Below are 15,206 nucleotides of genomic sequence, written 5' to 3' on the forward strand. Positions count from 1 at the left end.
TGGCGCAAGCGGCCCGTTTGAGGAGATAGCATGATCGTTCGTCCCGTACGCAGCAGCGATTTACCCGCTCTGATCGACCTGGCCCGCAGCACCGGCACCGGCCTGACCACCTTGCCGGCCAACGAAGAGCGTTTGGCCCATCGGGTCGGCTGGGCCGAGAAGACCTTCCGCGGCGAAGCCGGGCGGGGCGATGCGGACTACCTGTTCGTGCTCGAAGACGATGACGGCCGCGTGGTGGGTATTTCTGCCATCGCCGGCGCCGTCGGTCTGCGTGAGCCTTGGTACAACTTCCGGGTTGGCCTGACGGTCAGCGCTTCGCAAGAGCTGAACATCTACCGCGAAATCCCGACGCTGTTCCTGGCCAACGACCTGACCGGCAATTCCGAGCTGTGCTCGCTGTTCCTGCACGCCGACTACCGCAGTGGCCTCAACGGTCGCATGCTGGCCAAGGCGCGGATGCTGTTCATCGCCGAGTTCCCGCAGCTGTTCGGCAACAAGATCATCGCCGAGATGCGCGGCATGTCCGACGAAGCCGGGCGTTCGCCGTTCTGGGAAAGCCTGGGCCGACATTTCTTCAAGATGGAATTCAGCCAGGCCGATTACCTGACCGGTGTGGGCAACAAGGCGTTCATCGCCGAACTGATGCCGAAATTCCCGTTGTACACCTGCTTCCTGTCGCCGGATGCGCGCAACGTGATCGGCCAGGTTCATCCAGACACCGAGCCGGCCTTGGCCATGCTCAAGAGCGAAGGCTTCAGCTATCAAGGCTACGTCGACATCTTCGACGCCGGTCCTGCGGTGGAGTGCGAAACTGGCAAGATCCGCGCAGTGCGCGACAGCCAGGCGCTGGTGCTGGCCATCGGCACGCCGGGTGACGACGCCACACCGTTCCTGATTCATAACCGCAAGCGCGAAGACTGCCGGATCACTGCTGCTCCTGCACGTTTCGCCGCCGGCACGCTGGTGGTCGATCCGCTGACCGCCAAACGTCTTCAACTCAACGCCGGCGATCAAGTGCGCGCCGTTCCGTTGTCCGCTGCCAGGGAGTCGAAATAATGAATTCGCTTTACATCGCAGGTGAATGGCTGGCCGGTCAGGGTGAAGCCTTTCAATCGCTGAACCCGGTCACTCAGCAAGTATTGTGGACGGGCGAGGGCGCTACCACCGCTCAGGTTGAATCGGCCGTGCAAGCAGCACGCCAGGCATTCCCGGGCTGGGCCCGACGTACTCTGGAAGAACGCATCACAGTGCTGGAAGCCTTTGCCGCCGCGCTGAAGAACAACGCTGACGAACTGGCTCGCACCATCGGTGAGGAGACTGGCAAACCCTTGTGGGAAGCGGCGACCGAAGTCACCAGCATGGTCAACAAGATAGCGATCTCGGTGCAGAGCTACCGCGAACGTACCGGCGAGAAGAGCGGCCCACTGGGCGACGCCACCGCCGTGCTACGCCACAAGCCACACGGTGTGGTCGCGGTGTTCGGGCCTTACAACTTCCCTGGCCATTTGCCGAACGGCCACATCGTGCCGGCGCTGCTGGCCGGTAACAGTGTGCTGTTCAAACCCAGCGAACTGACGCCGAAAGTCGCCGAGCTGACGGTCAAGTGCTGGATTGAAGCCGGTCTGCCGGCAGGCGTGTTGAACCTGCTGCAAGGCGCTCGCGAGACCGGTATCGCCCTGGCGGCGAACCCGGGCATCGACGGTTTGTTCTTCACCGGCTCCAGTCGCACCGGCAATCACCTGCATCAACAGTTTGCCGGTCGTCCGGACAAGATCCTCGCACTGGAAATGGGCGGCAACAACCCGCTGGTCGTTGATCAGGTCGCGGACCTCGACGCTGCCGTTTACACCATCATCCAGTCGGCGTTCATTTCTGCCGGTCAGCGTTGCACCTGTGCCCGCCGCTTGCTGGTGCCGCAGGGCGCTTGGGGCGACACACTGCTGGCGCGTCTGGTGGCGGTCAGCCGTACGATTGAAGTCGGCGCGTTTGATCAGCAACCGGCACCGTTCATGGGGTCGGTGATTTCCCTCGGCGCTGCGAAAGCACTGATGGAAGCACAGGAACATCTGCTGGGTAACGGCGCAGTAGCATTGCTGGAAATGACTCAACCTCAAGCTCAAGCCGCCTTGCTGACCCCAGGCATTCTGGATGTAACGGCAGTGGCTGATCGCCCTGACGAAGAGCTGTTCGGCCCGCTGCTGCAAGTGATCCGCTACGCTGATTTTGAGGCGGCGATCGCTGAAGCCAACGACACCGACTATGGCCTGGCGGCCGGTCTGCTGTCGGATTCCGAAGCACGTTATCAGCAATTCTGGCTGGAAAGCCGTGCGGGCATCGTCAACTGGAACAAGCAGCTGACCGGTGCTGCAAGCAGCGCGCCATTCGGCGGTGTCGGCGCCTCGGGCAACCACCGCGCCAGCGCCTACTACGCGGCAGATTACTGCGCGTACCCGGTTGCTTCGCTGGAAACGCCGAGCCTGGTGATGCCTGCCTCGCTGACGCCCGGCGTGCGAATGGCGTAACGCCCATTCGCGAGCAGGCTCGCTCCCACAGGTTTTGCATAATTTCTGTGGGAGCGAGCCTGCTCGCGATGGCCGCGACTCGGTCGCACTGAACAGTTAGTTACTGATGCCTATAACAACAGATTCTCGTGGAGCCTCGCTGATGAAATCCTATGAAGTCAATTTTGACGGTCTAGTGGGGCCGACCCATAACTACGGCGGTTTGTCCTACGGCAACGTCGCGTCCCAGAGCAACAGCCAGCAGTCTTCGAACCCGAAGGAAGCCGCGCTGCAAGGCCTGGCGAAAATGAAATCGCTGATGGAAATGGGCTTTCAACAGGGCGTGCTGGCACCACAGGAACGCCCGGACGTGGCAGCCCTGCGTCGTTTGGGTTTCAGCGGCACCGACGCTCAGGTGATCGAGCAGGCGGCTAAAGATGCGATGCCGTTGCTGGTGGCCAGCTGCTCGGCGTCGAGCATGTGGGTGGCTAATGCCGCCACCGTCAGCCCGAGTGCCGACACTGCGGATGGTCGTGTGCATTTCACCGCGGCCAACCTGAACTGCAAATATCACCGCAGCATCGAACACCCGACCACCAGTCGCGTGTTGGGGGCGATGTTCGCTGATCAGAAGCACTTCGCTCACCACGCCGCCTTGCCGGCCGTAGCGCAGTTCGGGGACGAAGGCGCAGCCAACCACACCCGTTTCTGCCGTGAATACGGCGAAGCGGGCGTCGAGTTCTTCGTGTTCGGTCGCAGCGCGTTCGACACCCGTTACCCGGCACCGCAGAAATACCCGGCCCGCCAGACCCTCGAAGCCTCCCAAGCGGTTGCCCGCTTGCACGGCTTGAGCGATGACGGCGTGGTCTACGCTCAGCAGAACCCTTCGGTGATCGATCAGGGTGTGTTCCACAACGATGTGATCGCGGTGGGTAATGGCGAGGTGCTGTTCTATCACGAGGACGCGTTCCTCGACACCGAGCAGATGCTCGCTGAATTGCAGAGCAAACTCGCCAAAGTCGGTGGGAAATTTCAGTCAATCTGCGTACCGCGTTCCGCGGTCACCGTGGAAGACGCCGTTCGTTCCTACCTGTTCAATAGCCAACTGCTGTCGCGTCCTGACGGCTCGATGCTGTTGATCGTGCCGGAAGAATGCCGTGGCAATGAGCGTGTCTGGCAGTACCTGCAAGGCTTGACCAGCTCCGGTGGCCTGATCCGCGAAGTGAAAGTGTTCGACTTGAAGCAGAGCATGCAGAACGGCGGCGGCCCGGCTTGCCTGCGACTGCGCGTCGCGCTCAACGAAACCGAACTGGCGGCCGTCAACCCAGGGGTTATCATGACGGCACCGTTGTACGGCACGCTGACCGAATGGGTCGACAAGCACTACCGCGACCGCATGACCGAAAACGATCTCGCGGACCCGCAATTGCTGCTTGAGTGCCGGACGGCACTGGATGAACTGACACAAATCCTTAAACTGGGCGCGGTTTATCCATTCCAGATCAATTGAACGTCGAGAGCGTAAAAAACATGAGCGATACCCTGCAGCTGATCCTTGAAGACACCGACGGCACGCAACTGGAAACGTCCTGCACCCGCGTCGCGGTCATGTGGCAAGGCAAAGAGCTGTGGATTCAGCAGGACGGCCGCGGCCAACTGCTGATCGGCGTGGACGTCGAAGAAGGTGACGCTGAATTCGCAAACCTGCTGCTGCGCCCATTGGCGACTAATCTGGTAAGTCTGCAACTGGAAATGGAGCCGGCTGAAGTCGGTGACGAAGACCACGTGCACGGCCCGGATTGCGCGCACGACCATTAAGGAAACCGCTCTATGCTCGCCCTCGGCAAACTGCTTGAACTGACCCTCGCCGGCCGCGAACCGGCGGAGAAGACTCAACTGACTGTCGAAGGCGTGCGCATGCGCTGGTTGAGCGAAGGTGCGCTGGAAGTCCGGCCACCTGAAGCTCGCGACAATGGCCTGGACCTGCTGCTATCGGCCGGCATCCACGGCAATGAAACAGCGCCGATCGAGTTGCTCGATCGCCTGTTGCATGACATCGCCCGCGGCGACTTGAAACCGCGCACACGTATTCTGTTCCTGTTCGGCAACCCGGAAGCGATTCGCAAAGGCGAGCGTTTCATCGAGCAGGATGTCAACCGGCTGTTCAACGGCCGTCACGAACAAAGCAGTGGCTCCGAAGCCCTGCGCGCGTGTGAACTGGAGCGGCTGGCAGCGAGTTTCTTCAGCTTGCCCGATCGCAACCGTCTGCACTACGACCTGCACACCGCCATTCGCGGTTCGAAAATCGAGCAGTTCGCACTGTATCCCTGGAAGGAAGGTCGTCAGCATTCACGCCTGGAACTGGCGCGCCTGCGCGCGGCCGGTATGGAAGCCGTGCTGCTGCAAAACAAGCCGTCCATCGTCTTCAGCTCCTACACCTACGACAAGCTCGGTGCCGAGTCTTTCACGCTTGAGTTGGGCAAGGCACGGCCATTCGGGCAGAACGACGGCGTCAACGTCGATCTGCTGGAAACCCGCCTCAAACAGATTATCGAAGGCAACGAGCCGACCCAGACCGAAGAGGCGCTGGACGGTTTGCAGCTGTTTAGCGTGGCGCGAGAAATCATCAAGCACAGCGATAGCTTCCGCCTGAACCTGCCAGCAGACATCGAGAACTTTTCGGAGTTGGAAGTGGGTTACCTGCTGGCCGAAGACATCGCCCAGACCCGGTGGATCATTGAGGAGGAGGGTGCCCGGATCATCTTCCCGAACCCCAAGGTCAAGAACGGCCTGCGCGCCGGCATCCTGATTGTGCCGACTACCGACGAAAATCTGGCCTGACCCGGATCTGAAGCCAGACATAAAACCCATGTGGGAGCGAGCCTGCTCGCGATAGCGGTGTATCAGTCAACATGGTCGTCGACTGACAGTCCGCCATCGCGAGCAGGCTCGCTCCCACAGGTTTTATTGGTGTTTAGACGGCCAATGCGCGCTGTTCGCTGCGACGCAATGCGCGAGTCTTGTGCAGCGTATCCGCGCACGTCTTTGCCGCTTCCTGGCCTTTATGCACAAAGTGCTCGAAGAAGAACTTCTGATGTTCTTCACCCGAATGGAAGTGGTGCGGGGTCAAAACCACGGAGAACACCGGCACTTCGGTTTCCAGCTGAACCTGCATCAAGCCGCTGATCACCGACTGGGCGACAAATTCGTGGCGGTAGATTCCGCCGTCGACCACCAGGCCCGCCGCGACGATGCCGGCATAACGACCGGACTTGGCCAGCAGCTTGGCGTGCAGCGGAATTTCAAAGGCGCCGCCGACTTCGAAGAAATCGATCTCCGATTCCTGATAACCCTGAGCAATCATTTCGGCCACAAAGCCCTTACGGCTCTGATCGACGATTTCCTTGTGCCAGCAGGCCTGGATGAACGCAATGCGCTCGCCCTGATGGTTTTTGCTTTTGCTATCGATTGCGGTGGGTTGCATGTTCTGACTCCTGTTTATGTAAAAAACAGGGCATATGAATCGAATGGGATTTAAGGGTACGCACGCTCGCACGAATGCCTGCGGACGGCCCTTTGGCGCCAATCCCGTTCTCTCTTCATCCGGACTATGACCGTCGGCCCCGGGATCACACCGGGTCTGCTGACCTTGCCAACATCACAGCCATTGCCGTGCCTGTCGCCAAGCGCTCGCGGGCTATGCGCATTGCGCGCAATTACCGCCGGTGGGGAGTTGCACCCCGCCCTGAGAACGTTTTGCCGCCAGATTGTTTGGCGGCGAAGCGTTTTTAACACATATTTCTCACCTGTGCATTGCTGCTATCTGATGATTGCTATCGACTTTTTCGTCGGTTCAAGAAGCCTTTTCCTACCCAAGGGTTGATTATTCGTCGGCATGACCGCAGTAATTCCTGACTGAAAGGGATTTTCCCTGCTTACCGAGGCCAGATTCATGAGCGTTATTGATCTTCGCAGCGACACCGTCACTCAACCGACCGCAGGGATGCTCGACGCGATGGCCACAGCAGCCACCGGCGATGACGTTTACGGCGAAGATCCGACGGTCAATCGTCTGGAAGCCGAGCTGGCAAAACGGCTGGGTTTTGCCGCGGCGCTGTTTGTCCCGACGGGCACTATGAGCAATCTGCTGGGCTTGATGGCCCATTGCGAGCGTGGTGACGAATACATCGTCGGCCAGCAGGCTCACACTTATAAGTACGAAGGGGGCGGTGCAGCGGTGCTGGGTTCGATCCAGCCGCAGCCCCTGGAAGTACAGGCCGACGGCTCGCTGGACTTGGCGCACGTCGCGGCCGCGATCAAACCGGATGACTTCCACTTTGCCCGCACCCGCTTGCTGGCGCTGGAAAACACCATGCAGGGCAAGGTTTTGCCGCTGGAGTATCTGGCGCGGGCTCGAAGCTTCACCCGTGAACAGGGGCTGCAGCTGCACCTGGACGGCGCTCGGCTGTACAACGCTGCGGTCAAATTGGGTGTCGATGCCCGGGAAATTACTCAGCACTTCGATTCTGTCTCGGTCTGCCTGTCCAAGGGCTTGGGCGCGCCGATCGGTTCGGTGCTGTGCGGCTCGATCGAGTTGATCGGTAAGGCGCGGCGTCTGCGCAAGATGGTCGGCGGCGGCATGCGCCAGGCCGGGATTCTGGCGGCGGCGGGTTTGTATGCGCTGGATAACAATGTTCAGCGTCTGGCTGACGACCACGCCAATGCGCAGTGGCTGGCCGAAGGCTTGCGAGCGGCGGGTTATGAGGTCGAGCCGGTGCAGACCAACATGGTTTACGTGCAGATGGGCGACAAGGCTGAGGCCATCAAGGCGTTTGCCGCCGAGCGCGGGATCAAACTCAGCGCTGCGGGCCGCCTGCGCATGGTCACGCACATGGACGTCAGCCGTGCTCAAATCGAGCAGGTCGTCGCGACATTCGTCGAGTTTTCTCGTAACTGATAGCGTTAGCGGTCCAATTGACCGTTTCTATCGTATAAACACGCTGTACCCCGCGCGCAGGGCCGATATAATGCGGCCCTTTGCCGTCGCTTCGTCTGTTGACGTTTCGAACAGGCCTTTGGCCGCAGCCTCCGTGGAAGAACCTAATGAAAAGCGCAGAAATCCGTGAAGCCTTCCTTCGCTTCTTCGAAGAGCAAGGCCACACCCGTGTAGCCTCCAGCTCTTTGATTCCGGGCAACGACCCAACCCTGCTGTTCACTAACGCGGGGATGAACCAGTTCAAGGACTGCTTCCTGGGCCAGGAAAAGCGCGCGTACACCCGCGCGGTCAGCAGCCAGAAATGCGTGCGCGCCGGCGGCAAGCACAACGACCTGGAAAACGTCGGTTATACCGCCCGTCACCACACGTTCTTCGAAATGCTGGGTAACTTCAGCTTCGGTGATTACTTCAAGCGCGACGCAATCACCTACGCCTGGAACTTCCTGACGTCCGACAAGTGGCTGAACCTGCCGAAAGAAAAGCTCTGGGTCACCGTCTACGCCAGCGATGACGAGGCCTACGACATCTGGACCAAGGAAATCGGCGTTCCGGCCGAGCGCATGGTTCGTATCGGCGACAACAAAGGCGCGCCGTACGCGTCCGATAATTTCTGGACCATGGGCGATACCGGCCCGTGCGGTCCTTGCACCGAGATTTTCTATGATCACGGCGCTGACATCTGGGGTGGCCCACCGGGCTCGCCGGAAGAAGACGGCGACCGTTACATTGAAATCTGGAACAACGTGTTCATGCAGTTCAACCGCACCGCCGATGGCGTGTTGCACCCGCTGCCAGCGCCGTCGGTCGATACTGGCATGGGCCTGGAGCGGATCAGTGCCGTGCTGCAACACGTTCACTCGAACTATGAAATCGACCTGTTCCAGAGCCTGCTGAGCGCATCGGCCAAGGCCATCGGCTGCACCAACGACAATCAGGCTTCCCTGAAAGTCGTCGCCGACCACATCCGTTCCTGCGGCTTCCTGATTGCCGACGGCGTGCTGCCGTCCAACGAAGGTCGCGGCTACGTGCTGCGCCGGATCATTCGTCGCGCTTGCCGTCACGGCAACAAGCTGGGCGCCAAGGGCAGTTTTTTCTACCAGATCGTTGCGGCACTGGTTGCCGAGATGGGCGAAGCCTTCCCTGAGCTGAAATCCCAGCAAGCGCACATCGAGCGCGTACTGAAAGCTGAAGAAGAGCAGTTCGCCAAGACCCTGGAGCAGGGCCTGAAAATCCTCGAGCAGGATCTGGCCGAGCTCAAAGGCGACGTGGTGCCGGGCGACGTCGTGTTCAAGTTGTACGACACCTACGGTTTCCCGATGGACCTGACCGGCGACATCGCTCGCGAACGCAGCCTGACTATCGACGAAGCAGGCTTTGAGCGCGAAATGGAAGCCCAGCGCGTCCGTGCCCGTTCCGCCAGCTCCTTCGGCATGGACTACAACAGCCTGGTCAAGGTTGATGTGGCCACCGAATTCACCGGTTACAACGCCACCTGCGGTTCGGCGAAAGTCGTTGGCCTCTATAAAGATGGCCAGGCGGTCGACGTATTAAGTGAAGGCGACGAGGGTGTGGTCGTGCTGGACCAGACGCCGTTCTATGCTGAATCCGGCGGCCAGATTGGCGATTGCGGCTATCTGCAAGCGGGTAGCTCTCGTTTTGATGTGCGCGACACGACCAAGACGGGCGGCGCTTTCCTGCATCACGGTGTACTGGATTCGGGTAGCCTGATCATTGGCGCGCCGGTCGAGACTCACGTTGAAGCGGAGGTGCGTCACGCGACGTCGCTGAACCACTCGGCGACTCACTTGCTGCACGCCGCGTTGCGTCAGGTGCTGGGCGATCACGTTCAGCAGAAAGGCTCGTTGGTCGACAGTCAGCGCCTGCGCTTCGACTTCAGCCACTTTGAAGCCATCAAGCCTGAGCAGCTGAAGGCGCTGGAAGACATCGTCAACGCCGAGATTCGCAAGAACTCCGAAGTTGAAACCGAAGAAACCGACATCGAAACCGCCAAGCAGAAGGGCGCGATGGCGCTGTTCGGCGAGAAGTACGGCGACAATGTGCGCGTACTGAGCATGGGCGGTGATTTCTCCGTCGAGCTGTGCGGCGGTATCCACGCCAACCGTACGGGCGACATCGGCCTGCTGAAGATTATCAGCGAAGGCGGTGTGGCCTCCGGCGTGCGTCGTATCGAAGCGGTTACCGGCGCCGCGGCGCTGGCATACTTGAACGCTGCTGAAGAACAACTCAAGGAAGCGGCCAACCTGGTCAAGGGTAGCCGCGACAACCTGATCGACAAGCTGTCGGCTGTGCTGGAGCGCAACCGTCTGCTGGAGAAGCAACTCGAGCAGTTGCAGGCCAAGGCTGCCAGCGCGGCGGGCGACGATCTGTCGGCTTCTGCCCTGGATGTCAAAGGCGTGAAAGTGCTGGCCGTGCGTCTGGACGGTCAGGACGGCAAGGCGCTGCTGGCGCTGGTCGATCAACTGAAAAACAAACTCGGCCGCGCAGTGATCCTGCTCGGCAGTGTCCATGAGGAAAAGGTCGTTCTGGTTGCAGGCGTAACCAAAGACCTGACTGGCCAACTCAAAGCCGGTGATTTGATGAAGCAAGCCGCTGCGGCAGTGGGCGGGAAGGGCGGTGGTCGTCCAGACATGGCGCAAGGCGGTGGTACTGACGCTGGCGCACTGGATGCGGCATTGGCCCTGACTGTTCCATTTGTAGAGCAGGGTTTATAAGGCAGTGTGTCCGGCCCGCAGTCTAGTGGCGGGCCGGAACGCTGTTTGAGTGATTATTTGGGCGCCCTTCATGGGCAGAGGCGGCTTTGAAATGGCTTTGATCGTACAGAAATTTGGAGGCACCTCGGTCGGCACTGTCGAGAGAATCGAGCAGGTCGCCGACAAGGTTAAGAAATTCCGCGATGCCGGCGATGACCTAGTGGTTGTGCTGTCTGCAATGAGCGGCGAAACCAACCGTCTGATCGATCTGGCCAAGCAAATCAGTGGCGACGGCCAACCGGTTCCTCGTGAGCTGGACGTGATCGTCTCCACCGGTGAACAGGTGACGATTGCACTGTTGGCCATGGCGCTGATCAAGCGCGGCGTGCCAGCGGTGTCCTACACCGGCAACCAGGTGCGGATTCTGACGGACAGTGCGCACAATAAAGCGCGTATCTTGCAGATTGACGACCAGAAGATTCGCGGTGACCTGAAGGCCGGTCGCGTGGTGGTTGTCGCCGGTTTCCAGGGCGTCGACGAGCACGGCAACATCACCACCCTCGGTCGTGGCGGTTCCGACACCACCGGCGTGGCGCTGGCAGCAGCCCTAAAGGCTGATGAATGCCAGATCTACACCGATGTCGACGGCGTCTATACCACCGACCCGCGTGTGGTGTCCGTGGCTCAGCGCCTGGACAAGATTACCTTCGAAGAGATGCTGGAAATGGCCAGCCTCGGTTCCAAGGTGTTGCAGATCCGTGCGGTGGAATTCGCCGGCAAGTACAACGTTCCGCTGCGCGTACTGCACAGCTTCAAGGAGGGTCCGGGCACCCTCATTACTATTGATGAAGAGGAAACCATGGAACAGCCGATCATTTCCGGCATCGCTTTCAACCGCGATGAAGCCAAGCTGACCATCCGTGGCGTGCCAGACACCCCGGGCGTTGCATTCAAGATTCTCGGCCCGATCAGCGCCGCGAACATCGAAGTCGACATGATCGTGCAGAACGTCGCGCACGATAACACCACCGACTTCACCTTCACCGTGCATCGCAATGACTTCCAGGCAGCGCAAACCGTGCTGGAAAACACCGCTCGCGAGATCGGTGCCCGTGAAGTCGTTGGTGATATCAAGATTGCCAAGGTGTCGATCGTCGGTGTCGGCATGCGCTCCCACGCAGGCGTGGCCAGCCGCATGTTCGAATCCCTAGCCAAGGAAAGCATCAACATCCAGATGATCTCGACTTCGGAAATCAAAGTCTCCGTAGTGATCGAAGAGAAGTACCTGGAACTGGCTGTGCGCGCTCTGCACACAGCTTTCGAACTGGACGCGCCGGCCCGTCAGGGCGAGTGATGCGTTTGCCGAAGGGCGCGGTCTGACCGCGCCCTTTGTTTTTTTGAATGGTGCGACTCGAGGCTGTTCTTTTGCTCGCGCTAGTCAATACTCAGGCATGTAGGGCTGCGATCGTTCCGGTTGTAGGTCGAGTGCCTTTTTTTTGCAGACTGTTGTCCCTGAAATGAAATGCGTGAGGAGAAAGGTATGCTGATTCTGACTCGTCGGTGCGCAGAAAGCCTGATTATTGGTGATGGCGAAATCACCGTGACCGTGCTCGGCGTCAAAGGAAATCAAGTGCGCATCGGTGTCAACGCCCCGAAAGAGGTTGCTGTGCACCGTGAGGAAATTTACCTGCGTATAAAGAAAGAGAAGGACGAAGAACCAAGCCATTAATTTTTATCGTTTTTTATGTTTGCAAACGGGGAAGAAGCTGGTTAATATACGCCCCGTGTTGCGGAGAGCTGGCCGAGTGGCCGAAGGCGCTCCCCTGCTAAGGGAGTACACCTCAAAAGGGTGTCGGGGGTTCGAATCCCCCGTTCTCCGCCATTATTTGCGTAGTACGTTGTAATCTGGCTTCTTCGGTAAGTGTTTGAAATTACTAGAAAAAGTGCTTTACATAGAGATTAAACGGCCTATAATGCGCGGCAACAAATGCACTCGTAGCTCAGCTGGATAGAGTACTCGGCTACGAACCGAGCGGTCACAGGTTCGAATCCTGTCGAGTGCACCATTTAAAGGTTGTTTGCAGTAATGTGAATGACTTGGCTCCAACCAGTTGTGATCTGGTATAAAAACACAAATGCACTCGTAGCTCAGCTGGATAGAGTACTCGGCTACGAACCGAGCGGTCACAGGTTCGAATCCTGTCGAGTGCACCAAAAACCAAAAAGCCCGCGTTTAACGCGGGCTTTTTGCCGTCTGGGATTTGGCTTTTCCTTTGGTGCATCCTCTCTCATCGAACTCGACGTGTGCACTACGACCTCGCTGGGTGTCGTAACGGTAGCTCGTGGCTGAATTGCGAATACTGATCTTGTCTGGCTTGCCAAGGGCGCTCTCGACATCCTGCTGACTCATGCCAGCGACAATCCGCTGATTGATGATGGCTTCGCGGCGCTCTCTGGCGCTGATGAGGTTTCCACATTTGTCCTCGGTCTTGCCGACGACAGTCGGATCTCTCCTTTTGATTTTCATACCTGATGTTTCGCGATTCTCGGCTTCCGGCATGAGAGCGGTCGCGCTGCCTGGTGTGAAGGTGTGTACATCCTGAAGCGAAAGGCTGTCTCCGGCCGTACAGCTCAACGTCGTGAAGGTAATGCGCCCGTTGGCCGCCTCGCAGCGGTGAACGGTCGTGGCAAGCGTCCAGGGCGACGGGCAGAGCAGGGTAATCAACAAAAAACAAAATGCATTCGATGGCATCAAACGTCCTCCATGACGGTCCATCTCAAGGGTAGTCGTTACATTTTTCGGCTGTGGTGTGTTTTCTTTTCAGGATGAGTCGTCGCAGTTTGATGGATCAGGCAGCGCTCAGGTTTGTCTTGCAAGCGCTTGTTTCAGCCACGATTTTTTAACGTTTAAAACCGTCGGGCGGTGTATCATTGCGCCCGTCAGCCCCGCCGGGGCTTGTGGAATACCTCCATGGACTTACCCAGTAGTTACTCAGTACCCCGTTTTTCCAATCATGAATTGACTGATTGATCCTTCCGGCGTGCCCCGCTGCTGGGAGTGGAGTTCGCCTATGTCTGAAGTTGAAGTAAAGAAAACGCAGGAAAGCTTGCAGGACCGCCTCGCTCAAGTTGTTGAGCTGCTGCAGCGTCAGCGGGTGGTCGAAGACCTGACTCATCGCCAGGAAGGTCCGCATCATGACCGGGTCGAGAACCTGGTTCACCGGCAAAACCTCGTCGAGTTGCAACGCAAGCTCGATGATTTGCACTCCGCCGACGTCGCCTACATCCTCGAAGCCTTGCCGCTGGACGATCGTCTGACGCTCTGGCAATTGGTCAAGGCCGATCGCGACGGCGACATTCTGCTCGAAGTATCCGACTCGGTTCGTGAAACGCTGATCGCCGACATGGACGATCACGAGCTCCTGGCTGCCGCCAAGGACATGGATGCCGACGAACTTGCTGACCTGGCCTCCGAGCTGCCGCGAGACGTCGTCCACGAGCTGATGGAAACCCTCGATGGTCAACAGCGTGAGCGCGTTCGCTCTGCGTTGTCCTACGACGAGGAGCAGGTCGGTGCGCTGATGGACTTCGAGATGGTGACGATCCGTGAGGACGTCAGTCTCGAAGTGGTTTTGCGTTACCTGCGCCGCCTCAAGGAGCTGCCGAGCCACACGGACAAATTGTTCGTGGTCGATTACGACGGTGTCCTCAAGGGCGTGTTGCCGATCAAGCGTTTGCTGGTCAACGACCCGGAAAAACAGGTTTCTGAAGTCATGGCCAGCGACCCGGTGAGTTTTCACCCGGACGAAGACGCCTATGACGCTGCTCAGGCCTTTGAACGTTACGACTTGATCTCGGCGCCTGTGGTCGACAAGAACGGCAAGCTGATCGGCCGTCTGACCATCGATGAAATGGTCGACCTGATCCGTGAAGAGAGCGAAAACGAAGTTCTCAACATGGCGGGTCTGCGTGAAGAGGAGGATATTTTTGCGTCAGTCTGGAAATCCCTGCGTAACCGTTGGGCCTGGCTGGCAATTAACCTGATCACCGCGTTTATCGCATCCCGGGTGATCGGTCTTTTTGAAGGCTCCATCGAGAAATTGGTGGCGTTGGCGGCACTGATGCCGATCGTGGCGGGTATCGGTGGTAACTCGGGTAACCAGACGATCACCATGATCGTTCGGGCCATGGCGCTGGATCAGGTCAGCACCGGCAATACTTCGCGCCTGATGCGCAAGGAGTTGGCGGTAGGTCTGATCAATGGCCTGGTCTGGGGGGGCGTTATCGGTGTTGTCGCCTATCTGCTGTATGGCAGTTGGTCTCTGGGGGTGGTGATGACCGCTGCCATGACGCTCAACTTGTTACTGGCGGCATTGGCGGGCGTATTGATTCCCATGACCCTGGCGCGGCTGGGGCGCGATCCTGCGATGGGCGCCAGTGTAATGATCACCGCCATGACGGACAGCGGCGGGTTCTTTATCTTTCTCGGGCTGGCGACGATCTTCCTGCTCTGAGTTCCTTACTTTAAAAACCCGCCAATCAATCGGCGGGTTTTTTATGCCCGAATTTCAGGCAAAAAAAAGCCAGCGATTAAGCTGGCTTGAACTTTCGGATGAAATCAGGAAGCGTCTGCGGCCATTTCGGCATCATGCGCAATCAGCGAAACAAGAGCGTTCTGCTGACGGTGGGAGAGTTGGCGGAAGCGTTGCAGCAGTTCACGTTCGTGCAATGACAGCTCCGGGCTGTCCAGGCGCATGCTCAACTCTTCGCCCAAAGCGCCTTCCTGAATAAGGCTCTGCTCAAGGCGCGCGATGATTTCGGAGTTCATGCTGCGATGATGATTGCGAGCCACCTCGGCAATGCGTTCACGCATTCCGTCTGGCAGACGTACGACGAACTTGTCAGCCGTACGGCTGGAATAAATTGCCTGTTTCAATGGGCGCATATATTTAACCGGTTAGTTCAGGGGAGCGGTTCTCGGGATTGGCCGCAGGATGT

At 58.7% G+C, this 15,206-nt stretch carries 13 protein-coding genes, 3 tRNA genes and 1 riboswitch; of the genes, 13 read left to right on the forward strand and 3 right to left on the reverse strand.

Going from position 1 to position 15,206, the window contains the following annotated elements:
* Positions 1-30 precede the first annotated feature (30 nt).
* From astA to astE, 5 genes are all read left to right on the forward strand, one after another.
* Positions 31-1,056: an arginine N-succinyltransferase gene (astA, locus tag ACYZTW_RS07870; protein ID WP_462004413.1), complete on the forward strand. Its 1,026-nt coding sequence runs from the start codon at positions 31-33 to the stop codon at positions 1,054-1,056.
* Entirely contained in the window at positions 1,053-2,522 is a 1,470-nt protein-coding gene (astD, locus tag ACYZTW_RS07875) for a succinylglutamate-semialdehyde dehydrogenase (RefSeq protein ID WP_462005720.1), read from the forward strand. Before astA ends, astD begins: the two co-directional genes overlap by 4 nt.
* Positions 2,523-2,664: 142 nt before the next feature.
* The gene (astB, locus tag ACYZTW_RS07880) at positions 2,665-4,011 is read left to right on the forward strand and encodes an N-succinylarginine dihydrolase (RefSeq protein WP_033056736.1); all 1,347 of its coding nucleotides are present in this window, start codon (positions 2,665-2,667) and stop codon (positions 4,009-4,011) included.
* Positions 4,012-4,031: 20 nt separating this feature from the next.
* The gene (locus ACYZTW_RS07885; protein ID WP_140895507.1) at positions 4,032-4,319 is read left to right on the forward strand and encodes a topoisomerase II; all 288 of its coding nucleotides are present in this window, start codon (positions 4,032-4,034) and stop codon (positions 4,317-4,319) included.
* A 12-nt stretch (positions 4,320-4,331) separates the two neighbouring features.
* Entirely contained in the window at positions 4,332-5,342 is a 1,011-nt protein-coding gene (astE, locus tag ACYZTW_RS07890; RefSeq protein ID WP_462004414.1) for a succinylglutamate desuccinylase, read from the forward strand.
* A gap of 133 nt (positions 5,343-5,475) precedes the next feature.
* On the opposite strand, the gene ACYZTW_RS07895 is transcribed toward astE, so the two are convergent.
* Positions 5,476-5,985 carry a 6,7-dimethyl-8-ribityllumazine synthase gene (locus ACYZTW_RS07895; RefSeq protein ID WP_462004415.1) on the reverse strand — a complete coding sequence of 170 codons (510 nt, stop codon included), beginning with the start codon at positions 5,983-5,985 and terminating at the stop codon, positions 5,476-5,478.
* Positions 5,986-6,087: 102 nt separating this feature from the next.
* Positions 6,088-6,258, reverse strand: a riboswitch (FMN riboswitch).
* Between the two features lie 195 nt (positions 6,259-6,453).
* On the opposite strand from ACYZTW_RS07895, the gene ltaE reads away from it, so the two are divergent.
* From ltaE to ACYZTW_RS07930, 7 genes are all read left to right on the forward strand, one after another.
* On the forward strand, positions 6,454-7,458 hold the full coding sequence (gene ltaE, locus ACYZTW_RS07900; protein ID WP_462004416.1) for a low-specificity L-threonine aldolase: 1,005 nt from the start codon (positions 6,454-6,456) through the stop codon (positions 7,456-7,458).
* A 146-nt stretch (positions 7,459-7,604) separates the two neighbouring features.
* Positions 7,605-10,229 carry an alanine--tRNA ligase gene (alaS, locus tag ACYZTW_RS07905; RefSeq protein WP_462004417.1) on the forward strand — a complete coding sequence of 875 codons (2,625 nt, stop codon included), beginning with the start codon at positions 7,605-7,607 and terminating at the stop codon, positions 10,227-10,229.
* Between the two features lie 91 nt (positions 10,230-10,320).
* Positions 10,321-11,562 carry an aspartate kinase gene (locus ACYZTW_RS07910; protein ID WP_031319071.1) on the forward strand — a complete coding sequence of 414 codons (1,242 nt, stop codon included), beginning with the start codon at positions 10,321-10,323 and terminating at the stop codon, positions 11,560-11,562.
* A 186-nt stretch (positions 11,563-11,748) separates the two neighbouring features.
* Positions 11,749-11,937, forward strand: coding sequence for a carbon storage regulator CsrA (gene csrA, locus ACYZTW_RS07915; protein ID WP_002554426.1), 189 nt, complete (start codon positions 11,749-11,751; stop codon positions 11,935-11,937).
* Between the two features lie 62 nt (positions 11,938-11,999).
* Positions 12,000-12,090, forward strand: a tRNA-Ser gene (locus ACYZTW_RS07920).
* A gap of 107 nt (positions 12,091-12,197) precedes the next feature.
* A tRNA-Arg gene (locus ACYZTW_RS07925) sits at positions 12,198-12,274 on the forward strand.
* Positions 12,275-12,345: 71 nt separating this feature from the next.
* Positions 12,346-12,422, forward strand: a tRNA-Arg gene (locus ACYZTW_RS07930).
* Positions 12,423-12,441: 19 nt separating this feature from the next.
* Here the strand turns inward: ACYZTW_RS07930 and ACYZTW_RS07935 are convergent.
* Positions 12,442-12,960, reverse strand: a complete 519-nt coding sequence (locus ACYZTW_RS07935) for a cell envelope protein SmpA (protein WP_462004418.1) — start codon at positions 12,958-12,960, stop codon at positions 12,442-12,444.
* A 319-nt stretch (positions 12,961-13,279) separates the two neighbouring features.
* Here ACYZTW_RS07935 and mgtE point away from each other — a divergent pair, with 319 nt between their 5' ends.
* The gene (gene mgtE / locus ACYZTW_RS07940) at positions 13,280-14,722 is read left to right on the forward strand and encodes a magnesium transporter (protein WP_008154295.1); all 1,443 of its coding nucleotides are present in this window, start codon (positions 13,280-13,282) and stop codon (positions 14,720-14,722) included.
* 104 nt (positions 14,723-14,826) lie between these two features.
* On the opposite strand, the gene ACYZTW_RS07945 is transcribed toward mgtE, so the two are convergent.
* The gene (locus ACYZTW_RS07945; RefSeq protein WP_003178899.1) at positions 14,827-15,153 is read right to left on the reverse strand and encodes an Arc family DNA-binding protein; all 327 of its coding nucleotides are present in this window, start codon (positions 15,151-15,153) and stop codon (positions 14,827-14,829) included.
* Between the last annotated feature and the right edge of the window lie 53 nt (positions 15,154-15,206).

It is taken from the genome of Pseudomonas sp. LB3P25, assembly GCF_054897985.1.